Here is a 22661-nt window from a genome sequence, read left to right on the forward strand (position 1 = left end):
GGCTCCGCTTCCTATTCAGCCAGCTCATTCGCCTTTACCGACAATGCGGTCGGATCCGCAACCGGCAGCGATTGTTGCGCCCGAGCCTATCCCATCCGTACCATCCACGGAATCCTACGATCAGGTTGGTCCCGCCGAAATGTCGGAGTTGCTTACCGAGCGTCGCGGACCAATCCATCCGTTATATACCACGCTTGCGGCAATCGTCTTGTTGCTGGCGATTATGCTAGGGGCGCTTTATTTTTCCGGAATTGAATTTGGAAGCGGCGGCGCATCCTCCAATACCCTTCCAACCGCTGCTGCATATGTGACGCCTTCTGAGACGACAGCCGCCGTGGGCGAATCGGAAGCTCCCATTGCCGAAGAGGGGTCTCCCGCCCCCGAATCATCCGCGTCTCCCCCCGATGGACTCTCGCCAGAGGAATTGGAGGGTAGAGAAGTGTCAGAATTAATGGACAACTATCAGCAAGCTTGGGTGGACGCGATGAACGACCGCTCCATGGAGCCTCTTCTCCCCTACGTGACGCATCCGGTCAGCGCCTCCGAGGAGAATTCGGTATATAACATCGTTGAAGCCGAAATTTACGGAGACTTGACGCCTTCCGGCACGCGCCTTGGAGGACTCGCCCGATATTCGCCCGAGAACGACGAGTCTATTGTCTATGGCATGCCGACGTATATGCTTAACGAATCGGTCAAAATATCGGACGATAAGTATCAGATGCGCATCAACAAGCGCGTTCGCCGCGATGCGACCGTGCTGGTGAATCGAAACAAGCCTGAACTTGGTACGTTCCCTCCGCTCACTACGTTCAAGGAGACGTCCTATACGTACAACGTCGTTCGCGCAAACGGCGCCTGGAAAGTGCAATCGATCGAAGAGGGTTCGTCCGCGCCGCCCGTCTGCTACGCCGACGAAAGCTTTACGTCGAAGTACGAGCGCAAGGACGGCAAGACGACCGCACAGAATGGCAATTGTCCGGGCCTAGCTCCGAGCGATCGCTAGAATAAACGGTTGAGCAGTGTCCACCTCTGCTCAACCGTTGCTATATTAATATGTAATTATATATGGTTTGCACTCGATCTTAGTAATCCAGAAGGCGTCCGTCATCGTTCCACTGGCCGTACATTTTATTCACTTTCGTGTTCTCGATAAATTTATCCAGTCTGCTTGCGAACAATTCCGGCTGATTCTTCACGCTTTGTATCGTATCGATCCTAACTCTGCGATACAGGGGCGGGAAAGCCATACAATACTCGTAAGTTTGGCTGTCCTCTCTCAGTCTCTGCTCGATAACGCTATCGATTCGAAAAGAATCGGGATTCATATCGGGAAGAACCTTTCTTCCTTCGTCCGTCATTAAGCCCAGCTTCTCGAGGCGGCGGACGCGTTCTTTGTTCAATTCGGTCCACGAGCTTTTCTTGCTTCGAGGAGACAAGCGCTGAGCCATCTGGGTATCGGATATTTTCTTCTTCACGCTATCGATCCACCCGAAGCACAACGCCTCTTCGACCGCGTCTAGGTATAACACCGTTTCCGGATTAGGAGACATACTCGCGATCACCCAGCAAGACTTTTCCGTTGCACCGTGCTCCCTAAGCCAACCCCTGAGCTCTTCTCTCGATTTGGCTTGCAACAGATTCTCGATTTCCATATCGTTTTCTCCCCGTCTATTACTCCGTTCGTATTCATGAGTTTACTATATCATAAGTTTTCTATGCCTTTGCCTGAAACAGCAAAAAAGCACCTCTTATCAGGGTGCTTTCTCTCTTCATTCTCCGGCCCGGCAACGTCCTACTCTCCCAGGACCCTGCGGTCCAAGTACCATCGGCGCTGGAGGTCTTAACGGTCGTGTTCGGGATGGGAACGCGTGGAACCCCTCCGCCATCGCCACCAGACCAGAAGTCATGTGGTTCAAGGCTTGCGCCTTGAAAACTGGATGCGAAATCGAGCAGCTTTAGCTGGCTCGAACCGTAAAGCCTGTTAAGGCGATACGACCAAAGCGTTGGTGAAAGATTGAAACATCTTGGCCATCCGTTGTCATTAGGATAAGCCCTCGACCGATTAGTACTCGTCAGCTCCACGCGTTGCCGCGCTTCCACCCCGAGCCTATCAACCTCGTGTTCTTCAAGGGGTCTTACGAATTGGGAAATCTCATCTTGAGGCAGGCTTCGCGCTTAGATGCTTTCAGCGCTTATCCCTTCCGCACTTGGCTACCCAGCGGTGCTCCTGGCGGAACAACTGGTACACCAGCGGTGCGTCCATCCCGGTCCTCTCGTACTAAGGACAGCCCCTCTCAAATTTCCTACGCCCGCGACAGATAGGGACCGAACTGTCTCACGACGTTCTGAACCCAGCTCGCGTACCGCTTTAATGGGCGAACAGCCCAACCCTTGGGACCTACTTCAGCCCCAGGATGCGATGAGCCGACATCGAGGTGCCAAACCTCCCCGTCGATGTGGACTCTTGGGGGAGATAAGCCTGTTATCCCCAGGGTAGCTTTTATCCGTTGAGCGATGGCCCTTCCATTCGGTACCACCGGATCACTAAGCCCGACTTTCGTCCCTGCTCGACTTGTAGGTCTCGCAGTCAAGCTCCTTATGCCTTGCACTCTTCGAATGATTTCCAACCATTCTGAGGGAACCTTAGGGCGCCTCCGTTACTTTTTAGGAGGCGACCGCCCCAGTCAAACTGTCCACCTGACATCGGTCCCTTCGCCAGCTTCATGGCGACAGGTTAGAACTCCGATACGATCAGGGTGGTATCCCAACGGCGCCTCCATGGAAGCTTGCGCTCCCATTTCATAGGCTCCCACCTATCCTGTACAGACCGTACCAAAGTTCAATATCAAGTTACAGTAAAGCTCCATGGGGTCTTTCCGTCACGTCGCGGGTAACCTGCATCTTCACAGGTACTAAAATTTCACCGGATCTCTCGTTGAGACAGCGCCCAAGATCGTTACGCCATTCGTGCGGGTCAGAATTTACCTGACAAGGAATTTCGCTACCTTAGGACCGTTATAGTTACGGCCGCCGTTTACTGGGGCTTCGGTTCACAGCTTCGGGTTACCCCTAACCGCTCCCCTTAACCTTCCAGCACCGGGCAGGCGTCAGCCCGTATACTTCGCCTTACGGCTTCGGCACAGACCTGTGGTTTTTGCTAAACAGTCGCTTGGGCCTCTTCACTGCGGCCCCCTCGCGCTATTCACGCTACCGGGGCACCCCTTCTCCCGAAGTTACGGGGTCATTTTGCCGAGTTCCTTAACGAGAGTTCTTCCGCGCGCCTTAGAATTTTCATCTCGCCTACCTGTGTCGGTTTGCGGTACGGGCACCTTCTCCTGGCTAGAGGCTTTTCTTGGCAGCGTGGGTGCAAGACCTTCGGTACTGTAATTTTCCCTCCCCGTCACAGCTTGAGGTATCAGTGTGCGGATTTGCCTACACACACCTCTCACTGCTTAGACAGGCTATTCCATCAGCCTGCGTCTTTGCCCTCCTGCGTCCCCCCATCGCTCGTAACGGATTACGGTGGTACAGGAATTTCAACCTGTTGTCCTTCGACTACGCCTTTCGGCCTCGCCTTAGGTCCCGACTTACCCTGGGCGGACGAACCTTCCCCAGGAACCCTTAGGCTTTCGGCGGATCAGATTCTCACTGATCTTTTCGTTACTCATACCGGCATTCTCACTTGAATGCAGTCCACCAGTCCTTCCGGTCTGACTTCAACCCGCATTCAACGCTCCCCTACCCAAGTACACTAGGTACATGCCATAGCTTCGGTGGTGTGTTTAGCCCCGTTACATTTTCGGCGCAGAGTCACTCGACCAGTGAGCTATTACGCACTCTTTAAATGGTGGCTGCTTCTAACCAACATCCTGGTTGTCTTCGCAACTCCACATCCTTTCCCACTTAACACACACTTGGGGACCTTAGCTGATGATCTGGGCTCTTTCCCTCTTGACGACGGATCTTAGCACTCGCCGTCTGACTCCCGAGTATACATGCATGGCATTCGGAGTTTGACTGGACTTGGTAACCCTTGCGGGCCCCGCACCCAATCAGTGCTCTACCTCCATGATGCTCAACCTCGAGGCTAGCCCTAAAGCTATTTCGGGGAGAACCAGCTATCTCCGAGTTCGATTGGAATTTCTCCCCTACCCCCACGTCATCCCAGAGCTTTTCAACGCTCACGAGTTCGGGCCTCCAGTGAGTATTACCTCACCTTCACCCTGCACAGGGGTAGATCACACGGTTTCGGGTCTACGACCACGTACTATAGCGCCCCTATTCAGACTCGCTTTCGCTTCGGCTCCGTCTCCTCGACTTAACCTTGCACGTGAACGTAACTCGCCGGTTCATTCTACAAAAGGCACGCCATCACCCCCTAGATCGGGCTCTGACTTCTTGTAAGCGCACGGTTTCAGGTTCTTTTTCACTCCGCTCCCGCGGTGCTTTTCACCTTTCCCTCACGGTACTGCTTCACTATCGGTCGCCAGGGAGTATTTAGCCTTGGCAGATGGTCCTGCCGGATTCCCACGAGGTTTCACGTGTCTCGCGGTACTCGGGATCCGTCTCGGAGGGGATAGACTTTCGACTACAGGGTTGTTACCTTCTACGACGGGCCTTTCCAGACCTCTTCGTCTACCCTATCCCTTTGTAACTCCATGGTGAGACGTCCCACAACCCCAAGGGGCAAGCCCCTTGGTTTGGGCTAATCCGCGTTCGCTCGCCGCTACTGACGGAATCACTGTTGTTTTCTCTTCCTCAGGGTACTTAGATGTTTCAGTTCCCCTGGTGTGCCTCTACATCACCTATGTATTCAGTGATGAGTAACCGAGCATTACCTCGGCTGGGTTTCCCCATTCGGAAATCTCCGGATCAAAGCTCACTTACAGCTCCCCGAAGCATATCGCTGTTCGTCGCGTCCTTCGTCGGCTCCTGGCGCCTAGGCATCCTCCGTGCGCACTTATTAGCTTAACCACGACTCGTACTGTGACAATCGGCGTTAGCCGGTTGTTCTCAGTCGATGTCGACGACACTAGATAAGGCTAGAGATGTTTCATTCTTTCGCGCTTTGTTTCGCTATCCAGTTTTCAAGGTACAAGGATTGAAAAACCATGCTTTCGCTTGGCCTTTCAAAACTGAACACCGAGCAATCATTTACGGTAATCTGTATAGCCCCTAAGGGCTCCTTAGAAAGGAGGTGATCCAGCCGCACCTTCCGATACGGCTACCTTGTTACGACTTCACCCCAATCATCTACCCCACCTTCGGCGGCTGGCTCCCTTGCGGGTTACCCCACCGACTTCGGGTGTTGTAAACTCTCGTGGTGTGACGGGCGGTGTGTGTACAAGACCCGGGAACGTATTCACCGCGGCATGCTGATCCGCGATTACTAGCAATTCCGACTTCATGCAGGCGAGTTGCAGCCTGCAATCCGAACTGAGACCGGCTTTGGTAGGATTGGCTCCGCCTCGCGGCTTCGCGACCCGTTGTACCGGCCATTGTAGTACGTGTGTAGCCCAGGTCATAAGGGGCATGATGATTTGACGTCATCCCCGCCTTCCTCCGGTTTGTCACCGGCAGTCAACCTAGAGTGCCCACCCGAAGCATGCAGTGGGCCGAGGTATGATGATTTGACGTCATCCCCGTTCCTCCGGTTTGTCACCGGCAGTCAACCTAGAGTGCCCACCCGAAGTGCTGGCAACTAAGTTCAAGGGTTGCGCTCGTTGCGGGACTTAACCCAACATCTCACGACACGAGCTGACGACAACCATGCACCACCTGTCTCCTCTGCCCCGAAGGGAGGGCCTATCTCTAGACCGGTCAGGGGGATGTCAAGACCTGGTAAGGTTCTTCGCGTTGCTTCGAATTAAACCACATACTCCACTGCTTGTGCGGGTCCCCGTCAATTCCTTTGAGTTTCAGTCTTGCGACCGTACTCCCCAGGCGGAGTGCTTAATGTGTTAACTTCGGCACCGAGGGGGCGATCCCCCCAACACCTAGCACTCATCGTTTACGGCGTGGACTACCAGGGTATCTAATCCTGTTTGCTCCCCACGCTTTCGCGCCTCAGCGTCAGTTACAGTCCAGAGAGCCGCCTTCGCCACTGGTGTTCCTCCACATCTCTACGCATTTCACCGCTACACGTGGAATTCCGCTCTCCTCTTCTGCACTCAAGTCTCCCAGTTTCCAGTGCGTCACGGGGTTGAGCCCCGCACTTAAACACCAGACTTAAAAGACCGCCTGCGCGCGCTTTACGCCCAATAATTCCGGACAACGCTTGCCCCCTACGTATTACCGCGGCTGCTGGCACGTAGTTAGCCGGGGCTTTCTTCTCAGGTACCGTCATCGGACTAGCAGTTAACTAGCCCTTATTCTTCCCTGGCAACAGAGCTTTACGACCCGAAAGCCTTCCTCACTCACGCGGCGTTGCTCCATCAGGCTTGCGCCCATTGTGGAAGATTCCCTACTGCTGCCTCCCGTAGGAGTCTGGGCCGTGTCTCAGTCCCAGTGTGGCCGTTCACCCTCTCAGGTCGGCTACGCATCGTCGCCTTGGTGGGCCGTTACCCCGCCAACTAGCTAATGCGCCGCAGGCCCATCCACAAGCCACAGCTTGCGCCGTGTTTCCCAAGCCCGAGATGCCCCGGGCTTGCGTATCCGGTCTTAGCATTCGTTTCCGAATGTTATCCCGGTCTTGTGGGCAGGTTGCCTACGTGTTACTCACCCGTCCGCCGCTAAGCTATCCCCGAAGGAATAACTCCGCTCGACTTGCATGTATTAGGCACGCCGCCAGCGTTCGTCCTGAGCCAGGATCAAACTCTCCATAAAAGTTGAACCTTTATCGAAGAGCCTTTCGGCTCAATCTGTATTGCTGGTTTGTTCACCGAAGTGAACGTTTTATTACCGTAAATTACGCTCGATGTTCAGTTTTCAAAGAACAAGCTGCCTATCTTCTGGTTTCTCGTCCGTACTTCGTTCTCCGAAGCAGGAATTACATCTTACCGCGTCCGGCTTACGAATGCAACTATAAGTTTTTACCATTTCGTTCTCGTTGCCGCCATCGCCGCTCTCGCGCCCGCCTCGTCGTCCGAGGCAGGAATTACATCATACCTCGGCCCGCGCGACAACGCAACGCGCAAATTTCCCCATATCGAATCGCGGGTAGGAACGTTCATCGACTTAGACTCCGGGCGAACTCGGGCGTAACGCCTAACCGGCTACTCGCCTACATTTTCGACCGAATCATTAAGTATAGAAAATACGGAGCGCCGATAATGGCAACGATAACGCCGGTAGGCGTGTCCTGCAGCCACATTCTGCTTATCGTATCCGCACCGATGACGAGTAATCCTCCCACCAACGCCGAAGCCGGCACAAGCACTTGATGCTTCGTCCCGACCAACCGCCGGGCCAGATGCGGTCCGATCAGACCGACGAAGCCGATGCTTCCGCTGACCGAGACGCACGCGCCCGCGAGTCCGATCGCGGCGGCCAGCAAGCCGACCTGTTCCCTCGTCACGCGTGCACCGAGGCCGACGGCCATCGTCTGTCCGAGGTTAAGAACGTTAATCGTTCGAGATTTATACATGACATAAGGGATTAATACCGCTAAGAAAGGAAGCACCGCCATCACGAATTTCCAGTCCTGCCCCGAGAAAGTCCCCGATATCCACCGCGCGTAGAACTGATACTGCTCCGCATCGATACGCTGCGTAATGACGATCGTCATCGAGCTGATTCCCGCCGTGATCGCGATGCCGTTAAGCAGCAACCGCGTAGACGAGAAGCCGCGGTGCTTGCGATAGGATAGGCCGAAAACGATGACCGCGGATAAGCCTGCTCCCGCCCATGCAAGGAGCGGCAGCAAGTACACCGGCGATGCAGCAGGCGAAGCATAGAAAGCCGTGAACGCAAGCACGAACAACCCCGCTCCTGCGTTAATGCCGATAATCCCGGGCTCCGCCAGCGCATTGCGGGTGATCGCCTGCAGGACGCACCCGGCAACGCCGAGTCCCGCTCCGACCAATACCGATAACACGATGCGCGGCAACCGAAAAGTGAAAAGGATTAAATCCTGATCGCTCGTTCCCTCGCCGAACAACGTGCGCAGAACCTCTATTGGAGTAAGCCGAATAGACCCCGTATTCATGCTGACCAAGAAAACGGCGACTATGAGAACGGAGAGAATCGTAAACATGATCGTGATCCGTCTGCGTTCGCGCTTCTGAGAATCCGATAGGACGTATGTATCTTGAATCATAGCGATCTTTCCTCCTTGCGGGCCAGGTAAAGGAAGAAAGGAACGCCGATAATGGCGATCAGCGCGGCGACCGGCACTTCGGAGCCCGGATTGATCATCCTGGCCGCTAAGTCGGCTATAATGACGAGCAGCGCGCCAAGCACGGCCGAGCAAGGAATGATCCAGCGATAATCGACGCCGACTAACTTGCGCGTAACGTGAGGGATCAACAGGCCGACGAACCCGATCGCTCCGGCTACGGCTACGGCTGCGCCCGCCAAGATGAGGACGATCGCAAGTCCCGCCAGCTTGACTCGTCCCGAGCGGAGGCCAAGTCCGCGCGCGACGTCTTCTCCCAAGCTCAATAGCGTAATCGACCGGGAGAGCGCGATCGCTCCCAGAAGCGCAACGGCTACCCATGGGAACATGATCTCTAGCTGCGACATGCGAATGCCGGCGATCGCCCCCGCATACCAGAAGGACAAGTCTTTACCGATGCGGTAATACAGCGCGATCCCTTCGCTTATCGCCGTGAGCAGCGCCGTGACCGCAGCGCCGGCAAGCACGAGCCGCACGGGCGTCATCCCGCCCCTGGCCATCGAGCTTAGGCCGAACACTAATACGGCACCCACGCCAGCGCCCAGAAAAGCAATGAGAAGAAGTACATTGAACGATACCCCTTGGAAGAACGCGAAGACAAGCGCTAGGGCGAACCCGGCGCCGGCCGTCAATCCGAGCAGGCTGGAATCCGCGAGCGGGTTGCGGGTCATCCCTTGCATGATCGCTCCGGCAACCGACAAGCCGGCACCGATAATCGCTCCGCCCAGCACCCTCGGAAGCCGCAACGCACGGATGATTTGATGCTCGCCCGAATCCGGATCGAAGCGGAAGATCGCCTCCCACACCGTGATGAGCTTAATGTCCTGATATCCGTAATTGACGCATATTGCGATCCCGAGCGCCAGAGCAATCAAGCCGATGACGATGATTGCCGTCCCCGTCCAAGGACGCGCGTATATTTGGTTCATCGCGTCGGCCGTTCGAACGTCGACTTCCGCGCCTTGCTGACTGTTCGTCCCCATAACTGCCACCTTTGTTCGTTGCATCGTGCTTGAAGAGCCCGTGAATCCGTTCCTTCATTGTATTTGATAATAATTCTCAGCGTCAACACGGGACTCTGCGAGTCGCTTGCGTTTAGGCTAGTTTGCGGTATTTTCGGATGGCGGATACTGGCTAGGCCAAAGTTGAAATTGCTCTGCGAGTCGCATTATATGAACGAATTGGTGAAATGCTGAGTAAAACCTGACTTTTCATGAATTGGTCATTGACTTCGAACGATCATGGGCGGATAATACTTCGCATGCGAAATAATTAAGGAGAATGCTATTGGACGACAATCACAGCAAACTGCAGCAAATTTTGAACACGCACCGTGAAATTAATAAAGCGTTTCTTCATTTATTGCATAAAGCCGCTACCCAGCACGGAATCTCCCCCGTGCAGCTTATCGTTCTCGGCAAATTGTCCGAACATCCGAATATTCGATTATCCGACCTTGCCGACAGAATGAGCATCGGCAACTCTACAATGAGCGGAATTATCGATCGTATGGTCAAAGCCGGCTACGTCTCGCGTGAACGAACGGAAGCCGACCGCAGGGCGATGACGCTGAACTTGACGGACAAAGGCTGGGAGTTGAGGGAGGCCACCGAGGAGACGAGGATTGCGATGCTTGAGCCGCTGCTGCAGCTTTCCGATCAGGATCTTCTGGAGTGGCATCGCCTTCAGAAAGAAATTATTCGCATTATTAAAACGAGCTAGAGAGGAAGTACAGTATGACTAAAATGGTTACAGAAACGTTGCGAAGAGGTCCGATTATGGCTTCCTTGCTTATCGCCGCATTCGTGGCGCTGCTAAGCCAGACGGTACTGAACGTCGCTTTGCCTGTGATGATGAAGGATCTCGACGTTACCGAGAATACGATCCAATGGCTGTCCAACGGCTATATGCTCGTCAACGGCGTGCTTGTGCCGATCAGCGCTTATTTCATTAACCGATTCACGACGCGGCGTTTGTTCCTGATTGCTTCGATCTTATTCGCGGTCGGGACGCTCCTATGCGCCATTTCCCCCAACTTCGGAATTCTGATGACCGGTCGGCTCGTGCAAGCGGCGGGCGCGGGCATCCTCATGCCGCTCATGTCGATCGTCGTCCTTACGATTTTCCCCGTGGAAGAACGCGGGAAAGCGATGGGCCTCATGGGGATCGCGATGATCTTCGCGCCGGCCGTCGGTCCGACGTTGTCCGGCTGGATCGTCGAGCACTATGATTGGCGACTGCTGTTCTACATCATCCTGCCGCTTGCCGTCATCGCGGTAGTCTTCGGTGCTTATGCCATGAAAAACGTCATTCAGACCTCTAATCCGGATTTGGACGTTCTTGGCGTTATTCTGTCTACGCTTGGCTTCGGCGGATTGCTGTACGGCTTCAGCGACGCCGGCCGAGACGGCTGGAGCAGCTCGATCGTTATCGCCTGCTTAGTCGTAGGCGGTATATCTTTGCTGCTTTTCATCACGAGATCGCTCTTGACCCGGAAACCGTTGCTTGAATTCCGCGTGTTCCAATATTCGATGTTCTCTCTTACGACGCTCATTAACGTCATTGTTACGATGGCGATGTTCTCGGCTATGATTCTGTTACCGATCTTCCTGCAGAACATTCGCGGATTCTCGCCGATCGAATCGGGCTTGCTCCTATTGCCCGGCGCGATTCTGATGGGGATCATGTCGCCGATCACGGGAATGATCTTCGATAAGATCGGCGCCCGCTGGTTGGCCGTTATCGGTCTGGCGATCACTGTGGCCACGACGTACGAATTCAGCGACCTGCACATCGATTCTTCCTATAGCCACATGATGCTGCTCTATACGCTGCGCATGTTCGGGATGTCGATGCTCATGATGCCGATTCAGACGGCAGGACTTAACCAGCTCCCTCGGCGCCTGAACGCCGACGGCTCCGCGATGTCCCAGACGCTGCGGAACGTCGCAGGCGCGCTCGGCACCGCTTTGCTCGTGACCGTTATGACGAACCGTGCAAGCTCTCATGCGAAGACGCTTATGGCCGGCGGAGAGACCGATCCCGTGCAGATTCAGATGCTATCGACGACTTACGGAATCAACCAGGCGTTCTTAGTCGCTACATGGATGACGGTAGCCGCACTCGTGCTTGCGTTCTTCATTAGAAAAGTCAAGCCTCAGGAAACGCCGCAGCAAACTCCATCCCCATCGGAAGCGCAGGCGCAGCAATAATACGAAAGGTGGAGCAAGGGTTGTCCTTGTCCACCTTTTTCTTTTGGCGCCCCTATTCCCACATGGATACGCCGCTGTAACGTTGTCTGGCAACGCTAATTCGACTCTGTCCCGGAAGTCCGCCGAAGTAACGTTGTCTGGCAACGCTAATTCGACACAGTCCCGATGCTACTCCGCAGTAACGTTGTGTGACAACGCTAATTCGACTCTGTCCCGGAGCTACGCCGCTGTAACGTTGTCTGGCAACGCTAATTCGACTCTGTCCCGGAAGTCCGCCGAAGTAACGTTGTCTGGCAACGCTAATTCGTCACAGTCCCGGAGCAACTCCGAAGTAACGTTGTGTGGCAACGCTATTTGTGTAACAAACTAATGTCTCCAGTTCCTGCTTGCACTTAGCTGATATCGATGAATTCGTTGATTGCCGGACGCAGCTTCAAGAATGTTCATCTGGATAAGGGATTGAAGAGTAGCTCTTGTAAAATTGTGTTTCTTTCCGAGTATATTTCGAGCATCTTCCGCAGTAAACGGGATAGCTGAACGTATAGCCACCCGTACAAGTTCACGCTGATAAATGTTCAAATCACGCATAAACGTGTCTTCTTTGCCATACCAGCACACAAGCATTCTGCGAATCGTATTCTGACAAGCGTCGGAATTTTCTTTAAGCTTGTCAATCGAGAATCGAAGGATATTCCAATTGGATAGCACGATCTCGTTCTGACGATCAAGCGCACGCGAGAATTGATCTCTATCAATATCTCGAGCATGGGAACTAAAACCATCCGCTTCCGAAGCAGTTGGTTTTAGTTTTAAATCTAGGATAAAGGCAATATCAATAAAATATCGTTCGCCATTGATTCCTATAAATTCATACTCCGGATGTAAATGCTCTAGCGTTCCTAGCACGGGCCACCATCCTTGTTCTAGCAACAACTTTTCCCCGAAACCATGACGCTTGTTCAATCTACGCAGTCTCTCTCCACCAGCTGAAGCTTTGTGCATATCCAGCCATTTTACATACGCATTTTCGAAGTTACTCATTACTCGCCACTCCTCCTTAGGATAAAAAAATAACCGCCCAACTCCCGAATCGGGAATTGGACGGTGTGCTTCACGCGTTTGTCAAAATTATACTTAAAATTAACTTATTGTGCAACATTCAGCATTGTGTGATAACGCTAATTCGACTCAGTGCAAGAGGTGTGCCGCAGTAACGTTGTGTGGCAACGCTAATTCGACTCTGTCCCGGAAGTGCGCCGCAGTAACGTTGTGTGGCAACGCTAATTCGACTCTGTCCCGGAAGTGCGCCGAAGTAACGTTGTGTGGCAACGCTAATTCGACTCTGTCCCGGAAGTGCGCCGAAGTAACGTTGTATGGCAACGCTAATTCGACTCTGTCCCGGAGCTACTCCGAAGTAACGTTGTATGGCAACGCTAATTCGTCACAGTCCCGGAGCTACTCCGAAATAACGTTGTATGACAACGCTAATTCGACTCTGTCCCGGAAGTGCGCCGCAGTAACGTTGTGTGACAACGCTAATTCGTCACAGTGCCGGAGTCCCCGGACTAAATCGACTTGATCATGATCATCTCGAGCGGTTCGTTGGGCAGCAACAAACATCCGGCGTCTTTGTAGCCGAGCTTCCGGTAGAAGTGTTGCGCTTCTTCGTTCGACTGTGTCGAAGTCATGACGAGCCGGAAGCCCCGCCTGCGCATTTCGCCCTCCCAGTGCAGGACGACTTGCTTGCCAATACCTTGTCCCCGATGCGGTTCGTCGATCCAGATCATGTTCATGAACGGCGTATTATCCCAGAAGTATCCGTACCTCATCCAGCCGATCGTCGTTCCGTCCGCATCACGCAGCATGTAAATCTCTCGATTGTCTATTTTCTGCCGGACAAGAGAATGGGGCAAATGGCGATCTCTCTCGCATATGACTTCATAATCTTTGTCGGTAGCCCATACAATATTCATCTACTACACCTCATGTATATGGTACAATAATCCGTAAATTTCTACCTAATAAGGAGTTGTTGAGGCGATGGCGCACTATTTATTCGATCAACTCGCGAAAGCGCGCGGCATTACGTTAAAGACGATGGATGGCGTTACGGAAGAGATAGCCGACCGCATTCCGGAAGGGTTCCGTAACCATATCCGCTGGAATCTCGGACACCTTTACGTCGTCCAAGAAAGGTTTGCTTTCCAATATGCCGGTCTGCCGCTGCATATGCCGAACGGCTTCAAGGAGCTGTTCGAATACGGAACGACGCCCCTGACTCCTCCGGCTAGCGTAACGCCGCCTACCCTGCCCGAGCTGGAGACGCTGCTGCGCAATCAATCGCAACGTATTCAGGTCGAGCTGGCCGATCGAATGCAAGAAGCGGTCGTTCCGCCGTACACAACGTCCGCAGGCTTTGTTCTAGGGACGCTGGAGCAACTGTTGAGCTTTAACCTCTATCATGAGGGAATGCACGTAAGCGTCATTAAACACTATAAAAAGCTGCTTGGCGTCTAAACGAACACTCTCTTCGCGCAACCAACGGCTTTATTGCTGAATTCCTTCAAGTAGTCTATGTATGTTCCTTTGGCATCCCCGTAGTTTCCTACTCGGTTAACCATGCGCACGACCACTAGATCGAGCTCCGGAACAACCAAGACGAGCGGCCCGTATACGCCTACGATCTCATAAGAGTCCTTGGGGACGTCTTGGCCGATCAGGCACTCGGCCGCTTCTCCTTTCTTCACTAGCCATAAGCATCCGTTACGCGGATACATGGCCGGCAGCCAGGCGGGCGTCTGCACGGTGATCGCCGTGCGGACGACGGGCTCCGGCACGATCGTCTTGCCGTTGATACGGCCAAGCTTCAGGTGCAAATACCCCCAGTACGCCAGTTCTCTAGCCGACGTGAATAGGTTGCCGCCGCTCCCGTCATTCCTCGGATCCAATATGATGGCGGAACCATGATCGCCGACGACGGGGACAAGCTTCTCCGACGGCGTCGTCTGCCATCTGGTCTCCCTTAGGCCCATTGGTTGGAAAACCCGGGTCTCGAGCAACTCCGCAATGGAAGAGCCCGTCGCTTGCCGGAGCAAATCGCACAGCAGGTCTATGCCCAAGTTGTTGTAGTCCCAGGCCAAACCCGGGTCGAATATTCTGGCGAGTCGTCCGTTAACGTCCAGGGTTATTCCGTGCGTATGGGTAAGCAGATGCCGGATCGTTACGCCTTCCAGAGCGACCCGATCATCTTGCTCCGCCGTAATATGGTTCAGTACCGGGTCGTCGAACGATCGGATAGCGCCATCGTGGAGAGCCCATGCCGCAGCCAACCCGAGATAGCTTTTGCGTACGGAAGCGACGTTGTACTGCGAATCGGCCTCGGTCGGCCTTGAACCAGCTACTCCGCGATAATGCTCCGCGACGACTTGATCGTTCTGGATCACGAACAGCGCGCAGGAAGTGCCTCCGTTCGAACGGTTGATACGCTCGACGTAAGAGATTAACTCATCGTACGCCGGCGACGGGTTGCCGCTTAACAAGTGCCTTCTCCTCCCCGTTAATCAATTGAATCTTGCCGTATCGCGATTCCGTGTCGCTCTCAATAGTCCTGATACTTTCTTATATCCGTGACGGATTTATCGATAATCCGGCTCATCTTTAGCAAATATCACTCGCTTCTTCGTGTATAATCTAACTATTCCACAATTACCCAATCGGCGATGAACAAATCTTGCTATTTTCTTTCGCCTAATAAGGAGCGCAACATGCGTGCCCAGTCTCTCTTACATACGATCGAAGCCGTCGTTGACCATATAGAAGCGAATATAAAGTCGCCGATCTCATTGGAATCGGTTGCGGCTCATATGCACATCTCCAAATTCCATCTTCACCGGATCATGCGTTCCGCGACGGGCATGCCGCTTGCCGAATACATCAGGGCGCGCAAGCTGTCGCATAGCGTCCCGATGCTGTTTCAACCCGAGCTGCGAATCATCGACATATGCGCGGAGTACCATTTTCAGTATGAGCAGACGTACATACGCGCCTTCAAGAAACAGTTCGGCGTCACTCCGGCCGCGTTCCGCACCCAAACCGAAGGCTTGCGGATCGTCGAGAAATACGACGTGTCTCGTCTCGCGGGCGTGGCCGGCGGCGTCGTGTTCGAGCCTTCCTTCGTCGTCAAGCCTGCGTTCACGGTCGTCGGGCTGACCTATCTCATTCATGCAAAGACGAATTTAACCAACAAGACGGCGACGCACGTCGGCAACTACTACTTCTACCAACATCGTCCGCTTATCCCGAATCGGAATCATGACACCGTCTATATCGGACTAACGGAGATGGTCGCCGATCCGGAGTATTCCGAATATACGCCGTCCTCCGAGGTTCACTCCACCCGCGGCGTACCGGATGGCTACTCGATCAAGCAACTGCCCGCGAACACTTACATCGTCTTTAAATACGTCGGCGACTTCCATGCGAACCTGATTACATTCAGCCATCTTAAACAATTGTGGGAGTATATCGACCGATGGCTGCCGACGTCGCCTTACTATCATTGCGCGCCGTATTTCTTCGAGCACATCGATCTGGCGGTTGCCAGGGAGGATTATTGCGAGGTAGAGTTGTTTATTCCCGTTAATAGTCCCCGCCGGCCTGACGACGGCGGGGTTAGACGACCTCTATTCGATCAACGCGACAAGGTAAACCAAAGATAAGAACAAACAGAGAGGGCTGTAATATTTCGTATCGTTAACGGCGAACGGCGTATGTTTAACCCGTTTAAAGAACCCGACGTATTTGAATTCGCCGATCGCCCTTAGGAAGAAGACGAACGCGCATACGATGCAGATGAACCGGATATACGAGTTCGCGTCCATGAACGTGACGATCCGAGTCTGCAATAGCAGCGCCGCGCAGGCAATGAGCAACGCTATGGCGACGGCGACCGTCTCCGGCACTCTCGGCCTGAACAACGCTTCTCCGCCGGGCTTGCGAGGTATTGCCGCCGCGCCTCCCCGCCTGCCGCCGAATGCCCAATACACATGGATAAAGCTAAGCGCGAAGAGAAGGAATGCCGCCACAGACCCGAGAATCCCATTCACGTTAATCACCCTCCAACAATGGTCGTTTTACCATAGTTTAACATGCTATTTCGGCGGCGAACCGGCGCGCTTTGACAAATATGTGGCTGTTTGCGGGTTGTACGAGATATCGTATTAAAAGGAGTCTGTAAGGGGCTGAATCCGGCATTTGCACGAATTATCGCACAAGCAGGGGGCGTGGTTGGCTGATTCGGGGATTTTGTACGACTTATCGTACAAAGCGGCACGCGGAGGTGACTGGCTCGGGAATTTGTACGAATGATCATACAAGAGGCGAAAAAGGCTAGCAATCGCGAAAATAAAAAAAACGGAATCCCCTTCGAGGGACTCCGGTATGGCAAAGAGATATTTCATCCGCGAATCGGAGGCATGCTGCGCAGCGATACGGCGAGCCGGTTCCAGCTGTTGATCATGATGATGGCGCCGATGAGATCGCAGATGCCCTTGTCGTCCCAATGCTTGCGGAGACGAGCGAACAATTCGTCGCTGACGTGGCGGGACGGGAGCAGCGTCAGCGTCTCGGCAAGCTCAAGCGCCGCGCGCTCCTCGTCGGAGTAGAGCGGGGCTTCGCGCCATGCCGCCAAGCAATGGATGCGTTGCTCGGTCTCGCCCTTCGAACGCGTCTCATGCGTGTGCATGTCCAGGCAGTAGGCGCAGCCGTTCAGCTGGGAGACGCGGATTTTGACAAGCTCGACCAGCTTGAAGTCCAAGCCGGCTTCGCTCGTGTATTGCTGCAGATTCAGCATGCGCCGGAATAGCTCGGGCGCGACCTTCGTGTAATCGATGCGTTGTTCCAAAGTCGTCGTTGTCATGGATGGTTCCTCCTTAAGAGTTGCAATAGGATTGTTGAAGCTTGCATAACCTATGACAACTTAGGATTCCCGTTTGTGACGCTTTACGCGCGAATCCGAATAAGTTTATCCGGATTCTGTATCCAGTACACCGCGACGATCCGATTCGAGTCGTCCAAGGCAACGGTCATCGTCTTCTTGTTGCTCGGACGGCGATGCAAGAGTCCCGGCTGTCCGTTCACGAGCACCGGCGACCATTCCCCGGACAGCGACCCTTTTCTGAACAACCCTTGGAAAAACGCCGCCACTCTGTCGCCCCCGTAGATCGGCCGAACGGCCGTACGAACTTTGCCTCCGCCGTCGGAGACGAGCATCGCTTCCTTCGCCAGACGCGCGGTCACTTCGCTGAAATCCCCGTCGCGCGCGGCCTTCAGGAAGGCCAGCATCCATGCCGACGCATGCCCGGGATCCGGCCGTTCCGCCGCACGCGGCACGTCCTTCAGCTTGGCGGCAGCGCGGGAGTACAGCTTGCGGCAGCCGACTTCCGTCTTGTCCAACATCTCGGCGAGCTCCCCGTACTCATAGCCGAACGATTCCCGCATCACGTACACCGCGCGTTCGGCAGGCGTCAATCGTTCGAGCATCACGAGCCATGCGTAGGACACATCGTCTCGGCTTGCTAACTGTTCTTCCGGTCCGGGCACTGCCGCTTCGACGATCGGCTCGGGCAGCCAAGGTCCGACATAGTGCTCCCTGCGCCTTCGGGCAGACTTCAGAATATTAAGGCAGCGATTCGTCGTTAATTTGGCCAAATACGCTTTCGGATGCTGCATCTCGACGGGCTCTGCGGCGGCGAGCCGCTCGAATACATCCTGCACCGCGTCCTCGGCATCGGATACCGAACCGAGCATCCGGTAGGCGATCCCCCTCATCCGGCTTCCGTATTCCTTATATAAAGCTTCATACATCGCGCTTCACCTCGATCGTCGCTTCGGGCGCGTAGTCCCGCTACCTAATAGGTTCCGCAGGTTGCGTTATTGTGACAGCTTCGCGTTCATGCGCTCTTGCACCCGCTTCGGGGCGACTTTCGCGGCTTTGCTGCCGAGCAGCTTCCAATACTGCTTGTAGTGACCCTTGGCGGCGGTTTTCTGCCCGAGCGACCATTCCGCGTCCGCAAGGTTCAAGTAAGCGACGACCCTTCCGGGCACGAGTTTAATCAGATTCGCCAGAATGGGTTTCGCTTCTTTATTCCGCCCGGCTAAAGTCAGGAAATAAGCATAATCGTTCAGAATAACCACGTACTTATCGAAGCCGATCGTCGGAGGATTAAAAGCATCCGGCTCGCCTACGATCTCGGCTATCGTCACCTTGCCGCCGGCATAGTCGATCAGATAGGTATCCCCGTACTGCCGCAAGCCGTAATCCAAGTATCGGATCGCCGTCTTCACGTCTTTGTTGTAGAAGGCAAGCGCCTTGTCGTAAGACAGCAGCAAAGCCGGACCGGCGAGCTCGTAATATTCTTGGTAGAAGCCCGGGTACTCTACCCACCCTTCCGCTTCTTGGGCCAGCAGGCCCTTCATGTCCTTCTTCTCGATCAGCTTGCGCTTCGCATCGTAGAACCGCTGGGTCGGATCGTCGTATTCATGCGATAGAACGCGCAACGTCTTGCCGTTCCACTCGAGTACCGCCAAGGACGAGAAAGCCCTAAACGGCGCTTGCGACCACACGTTCAGCCGGTCCCTCTGATACGTAACGTTTAATTTGGAAGTGTTAATGAACAACGACCCTTCGTCCGTGCCCCCGGATACGCGCGCAAGCAGCGTGAACTGCGTCGCCTTGGCATTGGCAGCCAGCAACAGGAGCTCGATTTCGTCGCCGGTATAGATGAATGCCGCGAATGCTCGCGTATACCCGGTCGGCAAGCCGCCCAACGACACCTCCATCATCGGGACGGTTCCCCAATCGGCTGTTTCTTGATTCGCCGGCTTCATTTCTTTCGCAATAAACTTGCTTAGCGCCGCGGCGATGGCTTCTCCGTTCGGGAGATCCTCGACATAGACGGCTTGCTCAGGCTCCTTCTGGATGACGGCCGTTCCGGCGCCTGCAGCCCGCGCGATCGGCGCAACCTGAATAAGCGCGCCGGCAATCGCGAGGCCGAGCGCCGCTATCGATACTTTGCGAGTCCAACTCTTTATCCCTGCCATGTACGTTTCCACCTTTTCTACAATCTCTCGAGTACGGCAGCTACGCCATCCTCATCGTTGCTGGCCGTGACTTCGTCGGCAATGGCTTTGAGTTCGTCGATCGCGTTCCCCATCGCCACCGAATATCCGCACGCGCGGGCAAGCCCCAGATCGTTATGATCGTCGCCGAAAGCCATGACGGAATCCATCTCGAAGCCATAGCCCCGGCATAGTTTCAAGACGGCTTGCTCCTTCGAAGCGTTCGGAGGCATCACCTGCACGAGCCGATTGTTATCCGTGTACAGGATATGGGCCAGGTGGCGGAACGAATCATATAGCGGAGTACCCTCGAATGCGCCGGACAGCAGTATTTTCGTCGCGTCGCGTTGTTTGAATTCGTCTAATGGTATAACGATCGGATTCGCCTCCGCGTTCATCGTGACGCGATAATCGTGTTCCCGCAGGCTGAACCATTCGTCGCGAACCTCCATCGACAATTCCAAATCCGGATGGCGCTTCAGACAATAGTCCGTAATCTCCGCCGTAACCTCGGACGGAATCGATTCGTGGAAAGCCGTGTTCGTGTGCGGACAGTACGCCTGCGCACCGTTGTAATAGATGAAAGAAGCGATTTCGAGCAGTGCGTCGGGAAGAAACCGCTTGACCGCTCTGGGCGGCCTGGCGGTGGCGAAGACGATCTTCATCCCTTTGCGGTAACAAGACATCACGGCCGCCAGATTGCGCTCGGATACTTCTTTGTTCGAATTCAGAAGCGTCCCGTCCAAGTCCAATACGATTACGCGATAGTTGTTCATGCCCGCCTCCCGTGAACTGCAGTCGATTGCTTCTTTGAAGATTCATTTTATCTTAACACAGCAAATTTTGTCACAACGGCAAATCGTTAACAAGCACGACAAAAACCGAGACTGCGGCGAGTCTCGGCATCTCTCCTTGGTCTTCTCCTTATTGACGCATATCGGCGGGGAAAATGCCGCTTAAATCGATCGCAAGGCAAGGAACGGTTGCGGACACCAACGTTTCGGTTTCCTGCAAAGTCGCCGCCAACTCGTAATGTTCTTCCCTCAGCACGAATTGGTCGACGGTCCGATACATCGGATCAGCCAGCCAGTACTCCTTGACTCCGAATTGCTCGTACAGCTTCTTCTTAACCGTCTTGTCGTGACGTCCCGTGCTCTCGGACAAAATCTCCACGAGCAAATCCGGCACGCCGAAGACGAAACCGTCCCTGATGATATCCAACCGCTCACGCGAGATGTAAATGACATCCGGCTGCACGATGTTCTCTTCATCGAAGTGCACATCCATCGGCGCCAATAGGATCTCTCCCTCCTGACAACAAGCGCCATGGAACGCCAGATAAAAATTCGTGAGAATCTTCTGGTGCGCGTACTTAGGAGAGGACAGAAAATCATATCGCACTCCGCCGATAATCTCGTACCGTTCATCGATCAAAGAGTAGCTCTCCTGCTGCTCTTTTACTTTCGCAGGGCGTTCCGGGGGCTTGGACCGACGCATCGCTATGCTCCTCCTTCGCTCATCTCATAAGAAACACCCGCAAAGAAACACCGATTCCGTGTTCGACTTTGCGGGGTGCTTCCCTGCCGTTTATTTTCCTTATTATGGTCATTTATGCGCGAATATGTCAAGACTTCCCCCGGTTCGGTTGCATCATGCTTCCGCGTTCTTCTGAATCTTGCTAGGGTTGTTGATCTTATACGGGACGGGATGCTTCAGCAGCTTCTTCGCCGCGATCTTCGCGTCGAAAACGAGCTTATCGCCGACCGCGAGCTCGAGCTTCTTCAGCGTGGCGCTGTGGCTCGACCAGGCATCCCCGACTTCGAGCGCCGGCTCCAAGATCGCCACCGCTTCATAGATCACGACTTCGTCGTCTTCCTCGGTAAAATGGTTCGGCACCGTCGTAAACTCCTTGACGATCGCCGTCATCTTGACCTTCTCTTCGGGCAACTGCAGCTTCTGCTTCTTGCCGCCCTTAGCCGCGGGCTCTTTCGCCGCCTGGGGTTTCGCCGGTTCCGCCGCTGCCGGCTTAGCAACCGGCGCTGCAGCCACGGCTTCCGTTGTCGCTTGGGCAGCCGCCTCTTGAGGCTCTTCATCCGCAGCCGTTGTCGCCTCGCCCCCGCTGTCCGTCGCCGATCCCCGCTGTCCGAAGCTTGCCGCCTGCATCTCTTTCAAATAAGAAGGATGGATGCAATGAAGCCGACCGTTATCGAACGAGATGACCGCAGTGACGGAATCTACGTATCCGACGACGTTGCACGTCCAGGACTGTCCCGCTCTTTTGTACGCGAACGTCTTCGTCTTCGCCGCTTTCTCGGAAAGCAGTCCCCACTCCCGGCATTTATCCAACTCTTCTTCCCCGTCCGAGAAAGACGTATAGCCGCCGCTCGGCTCGATCGCGAATGCATAGCTCATCGTTCATCCACCTTTAGTAGAATAAATGAATTGCGCCTCTTTACCGTTCATTGTAGCGATAGGGTCGCACGATTTCAAATTAAACAGAGGAAAATCGATCATTCATGTTCGTCGCGGGCGTCCATTTAGTTGAGGGCGAAAAGTGACCTACTTCACACTTCTGTCCGTAAGCTCGGGTTATACTTCCAAGTATTACGCTGTTACGGGGAGAAGTGCTCTATGAATAAAAAAGACTTGCCTCTTGTCTATTCCTGTTCCGGATGTTCCTCGGCGGCTCAGACCGCTAACCTGATTGCGATCGCCATGGATCGAGCGAATATCGCCGAAATGTCCTGCATCGCCGGTGTCGGAGGCGACGTCAAGCCGCTCGTCAGAACGGCTAAGTCGGGACGCGACATCATTGCCATCGACGGTTGCCCGTTGGCCTGCTGCAGGAGTTGTCTGGCTCGGCACGACGTTAAACCAAAGCATCATTTCGATCTATCGGACTTTGACGTACCCAAGCGGCTCGGAGAAGATCCTAACCCGGATCTCTTCCAGAGCGCCTACAATCGGATTGTAGAATCCATAAAATGACCGCT

General features: G+C 54.3%; 20 protein-coding genes and 3 rRNA genes. 6 read left to right on the forward strand and 17 right to left on the reverse strand.

The features are described 5' to 3' along the window. The first annotated feature begins 439 nt into the window (after positions 1–439). Positions 440–1006: a hypothetical protein gene (locus tag COHPA_RS0112140; protein WP_156926650.1), complete on the forward strand. Its 567-nt coding sequence runs from the start codon at positions 440–442 to the stop codon at positions 1004–1006. Between the two features lie 79 nt (positions 1007–1085). On the opposite strand, the gene COHPA_RS0112145 is transcribed toward COHPA_RS0112140, so the two are convergent. From COHPA_RS0112145 to COHPA_RS0112175, 7 genes are all read right to left on the reverse strand, one after another. Further along, positions 1086–1655: a YdeI/OmpD-associated family protein gene (locus COHPA_RS0112145; protein ID WP_027086437.1), complete on the reverse strand. Its 570-nt coding sequence runs from the start codon at positions 1653–1655 to the stop codon at positions 1086–1088. Between the two features lie 127 nt (positions 1656–1782). Continuing rightward, a 5S ribosomal RNA gene (gene rrf / locus COHPA_RS0112150) occupies positions 1783–1899 on the reverse strand. Positions 1900–2045: 146 nt separating this feature from the next. Further along, positions 2046–4977: ribosomal RNA gene (locus COHPA_RS0112155) — 23S ribosomal RNA — on the reverse strand. 216 nt (positions 4978–5193) lie between these two features. Continuing rightward, positions 5194–6828, reverse strand: a 16S ribosomal RNA gene (locus COHPA_RS24835). Together the 16S, 23S and 5S rRNA genes form the textbook arrangement of a ribosomal RNA operon. A gap of 206 nt (positions 6829–7034) precedes the next feature. Further along, a complete protein-coding gene (locus tag COHPA_RS25585) occupies positions 7035–7175 on the reverse strand; it encodes a hypothetical protein (protein WP_156926651.1) in 141 nt (46 codons plus the stop codon). Positions 7176–7225: 50 nt separating this feature from the next. After that, complete coding sequence (locus tag COHPA_RS0112170; RefSeq protein ID WP_027086438.1) at positions 7226–8260, reverse strand: FecCD family ABC transporter permease; 1035 nt, start codon at positions 8258–8260, stop codon at positions 7226–7228. Continuing rightward, a complete protein-coding gene (locus tag COHPA_RS0112175; RefSeq protein WP_051421839.1) occupies positions 8257–9267 on the reverse strand; it encodes a FecCD family ABC transporter permease in 1011 nt (336 codons plus the stop codon). The genes COHPA_RS0112170 and COHPA_RS0112175 overlap by 4 nt, the downstream gene beginning before the upstream one ends. A gap of 358 nt (positions 9268–9625) precedes the next feature. Here COHPA_RS0112175 and COHPA_RS0112180 point away from each other — a divergent pair, with 358 nt between their 5' ends. Both COHPA_RS0112180 and COHPA_RS0112185 read left to right on the forward strand, forming a co-directional pair. Continuing rightward, positions 9626–10060 (forward strand): MarR family winged helix-turn-helix transcriptional regulator, encoded by a 435-nt coding sequence (locus tag COHPA_RS0112180; protein ID WP_027086440.1) that lies wholly within the window; start codon positions 9626–9628, stop codon positions 10058–10060. A gap of 56 nt (positions 10061–10116) precedes the next feature. Next, on the forward strand, positions 10117–11550 hold the full coding sequence (locus COHPA_RS0112185) for a DHA2 family efflux MFS transporter permease subunit (RefSeq protein ID WP_027086441.1): 1434 nt from the start codon (positions 10117–10119) through the stop codon (positions 11548–11550). 366 nt (positions 11551–11916) lie between these two features. On the opposite strand, the gene COHPA_RS0112190 is transcribed toward COHPA_RS0112185, so the two are convergent. Then, a complete protein-coding gene (locus tag COHPA_RS0112190; protein WP_027086442.1) occupies positions 11917–12591 on the reverse strand; it encodes a hypothetical protein in 675 nt (224 codons plus the stop codon). A gap of 524 nt (positions 12592–13115) precedes the next feature. After that, on the reverse strand, positions 13116–13523 hold the full coding sequence (locus COHPA_RS0112195; protein WP_027086443.1) for a GNAT family N-acetyltransferase: 408 nt from the start codon (positions 13521–13523) through the stop codon (positions 13116–13118). 67 nt (positions 13524–13590) lie between these two features. On the opposite strand from COHPA_RS0112195, the gene COHPA_RS0112200 reads away from it, so the two are divergent. Further along, positions 13591–14067: a DinB family protein gene (locus tag COHPA_RS0112200; protein WP_027086444.1), complete on the forward strand. Its 477-nt coding sequence runs from the start codon at positions 13591–13593 to the stop codon at positions 14065–14067. Here COHPA_RS0112200 and COHPA_RS0112205 read toward each other — a convergent pair. Beyond that, positions 14064–15089, reverse strand: coding sequence for a serine hydrolase domain-containing protein (locus COHPA_RS0112205; RefSeq protein WP_027086445.1), 1026 nt, complete (start codon positions 15087–15089; stop codon positions 14064–14066). The two genes, COHPA_RS0112200 and COHPA_RS0112205, sit on opposite strands and share 4 nt — an antisense overlap. 225 nt (positions 15090–15314) lie before the next feature. Between COHPA_RS0112205 and COHPA_RS0112210 the strand changes: the two genes are divergently transcribed. Next, the gene (locus COHPA_RS0112210; protein WP_027086446.1) at positions 15315–16268 is read left to right on the forward strand and encodes a helix-turn-helix domain-containing protein; all 954 of its coding nucleotides are present in this window, start codon (positions 15315–15317) and stop codon (positions 16266–16268) included. On the opposite strand, the gene COHPA_RS0112215 is transcribed toward COHPA_RS0112210, so the two are convergent. The 7 genes from COHPA_RS0112215 to COHPA_RS0112245 all read right to left on the reverse strand — a co-directional run bounded on the left by COHPA_RS0112215 (position 16233) and on the right by COHPA_RS0112245 (position 22080). Then, positions 16233–16655: a DUF3995 domain-containing protein gene (locus COHPA_RS0112215; RefSeq protein WP_027086447.1), complete on the reverse strand. Its 423-nt coding sequence runs from the start codon at positions 16653–16655 to the stop codon at positions 16233–16235. The two genes, COHPA_RS0112210 and COHPA_RS0112215, sit on opposite strands and share 36 nt — an antisense overlap. 350 nt (positions 16656–17005) lie before the next feature. Beyond that, positions 17006–17452, reverse strand: a complete 447-nt coding sequence (locus tag COHPA_RS0112220; RefSeq protein WP_035120740.1) for a carboxymuconolactone decarboxylase family protein — start codon at positions 17450–17452, stop codon at positions 17006–17008. Positions 17453–17550: 98 nt separating this feature from the next. Beyond that, positions 17551–18414: an RNA polymerase sigma factor SigJ gene (gene sigJ / locus COHPA_RS0112225; RefSeq protein WP_027086449.1), complete on the reverse strand. Its 864-nt coding sequence runs from the start codon at positions 18412–18414 to the stop codon at positions 17551–17553. Between the two features lie 66 nt (positions 18415–18480). Beyond that, complete coding sequence (locus COHPA_RS0112230; protein ID WP_027086450.1) at positions 18481–19650, reverse strand: tetratricopeptide repeat protein; 1170 nt, start codon at positions 19648–19650, stop codon at positions 18481–18483. A 17-nt stretch (positions 19651–19667) separates the two neighbouring features. After that, positions 19668–20444 carry a Cof-type HAD-IIB family hydrolase gene (locus tag COHPA_RS0112235; protein WP_027086451.1) on the reverse strand — a complete coding sequence of 259 codons (777 nt, stop codon included), beginning with the start codon at positions 20442–20444 and terminating at the stop codon, positions 19668–19670. 148 nt (positions 20445–20592) lie between these two features. Beyond that, a complete protein-coding gene (locus COHPA_RS0112240; protein WP_027086452.1) occupies positions 20593–21165 on the reverse strand; it encodes a Uma2 family endonuclease in 573 nt (190 codons plus the stop codon). 153 nt (positions 21166–21318) lie between these two features. After that, positions 21319–22080 (reverse strand): hypothetical protein, encoded by a 762-nt coding sequence (locus tag COHPA_RS0112245; protein ID WP_027086453.1) that lies wholly within the window; start codon positions 22078–22080, stop codon positions 21319–21321. A gap of 219 nt (positions 22081–22299) precedes the next feature. Between COHPA_RS0112245 and COHPA_RS0112250 the strand changes: the two genes are divergently transcribed. Beyond that, the gene (locus tag COHPA_RS0112250) at positions 22300–22656 is read left to right on the forward strand and encodes a putative zinc-binding protein (RefSeq protein ID WP_027086454.1); all 357 of its coding nucleotides are present in this window, start codon (positions 22300–22302) and stop codon (positions 22654–22656) included. Positions 22657–22661 lie beyond the last annotated feature (5 nt).

Source organism: Cohnella panacarvi Gsoil 349 (assembly GCF_000515335.1).
Taxonomy (GTDB): Bacteria; Bacillota; Bacilli; order Paenibacillales; family Paenibacillaceae; genus Cohnella; species Cohnella panacarvi.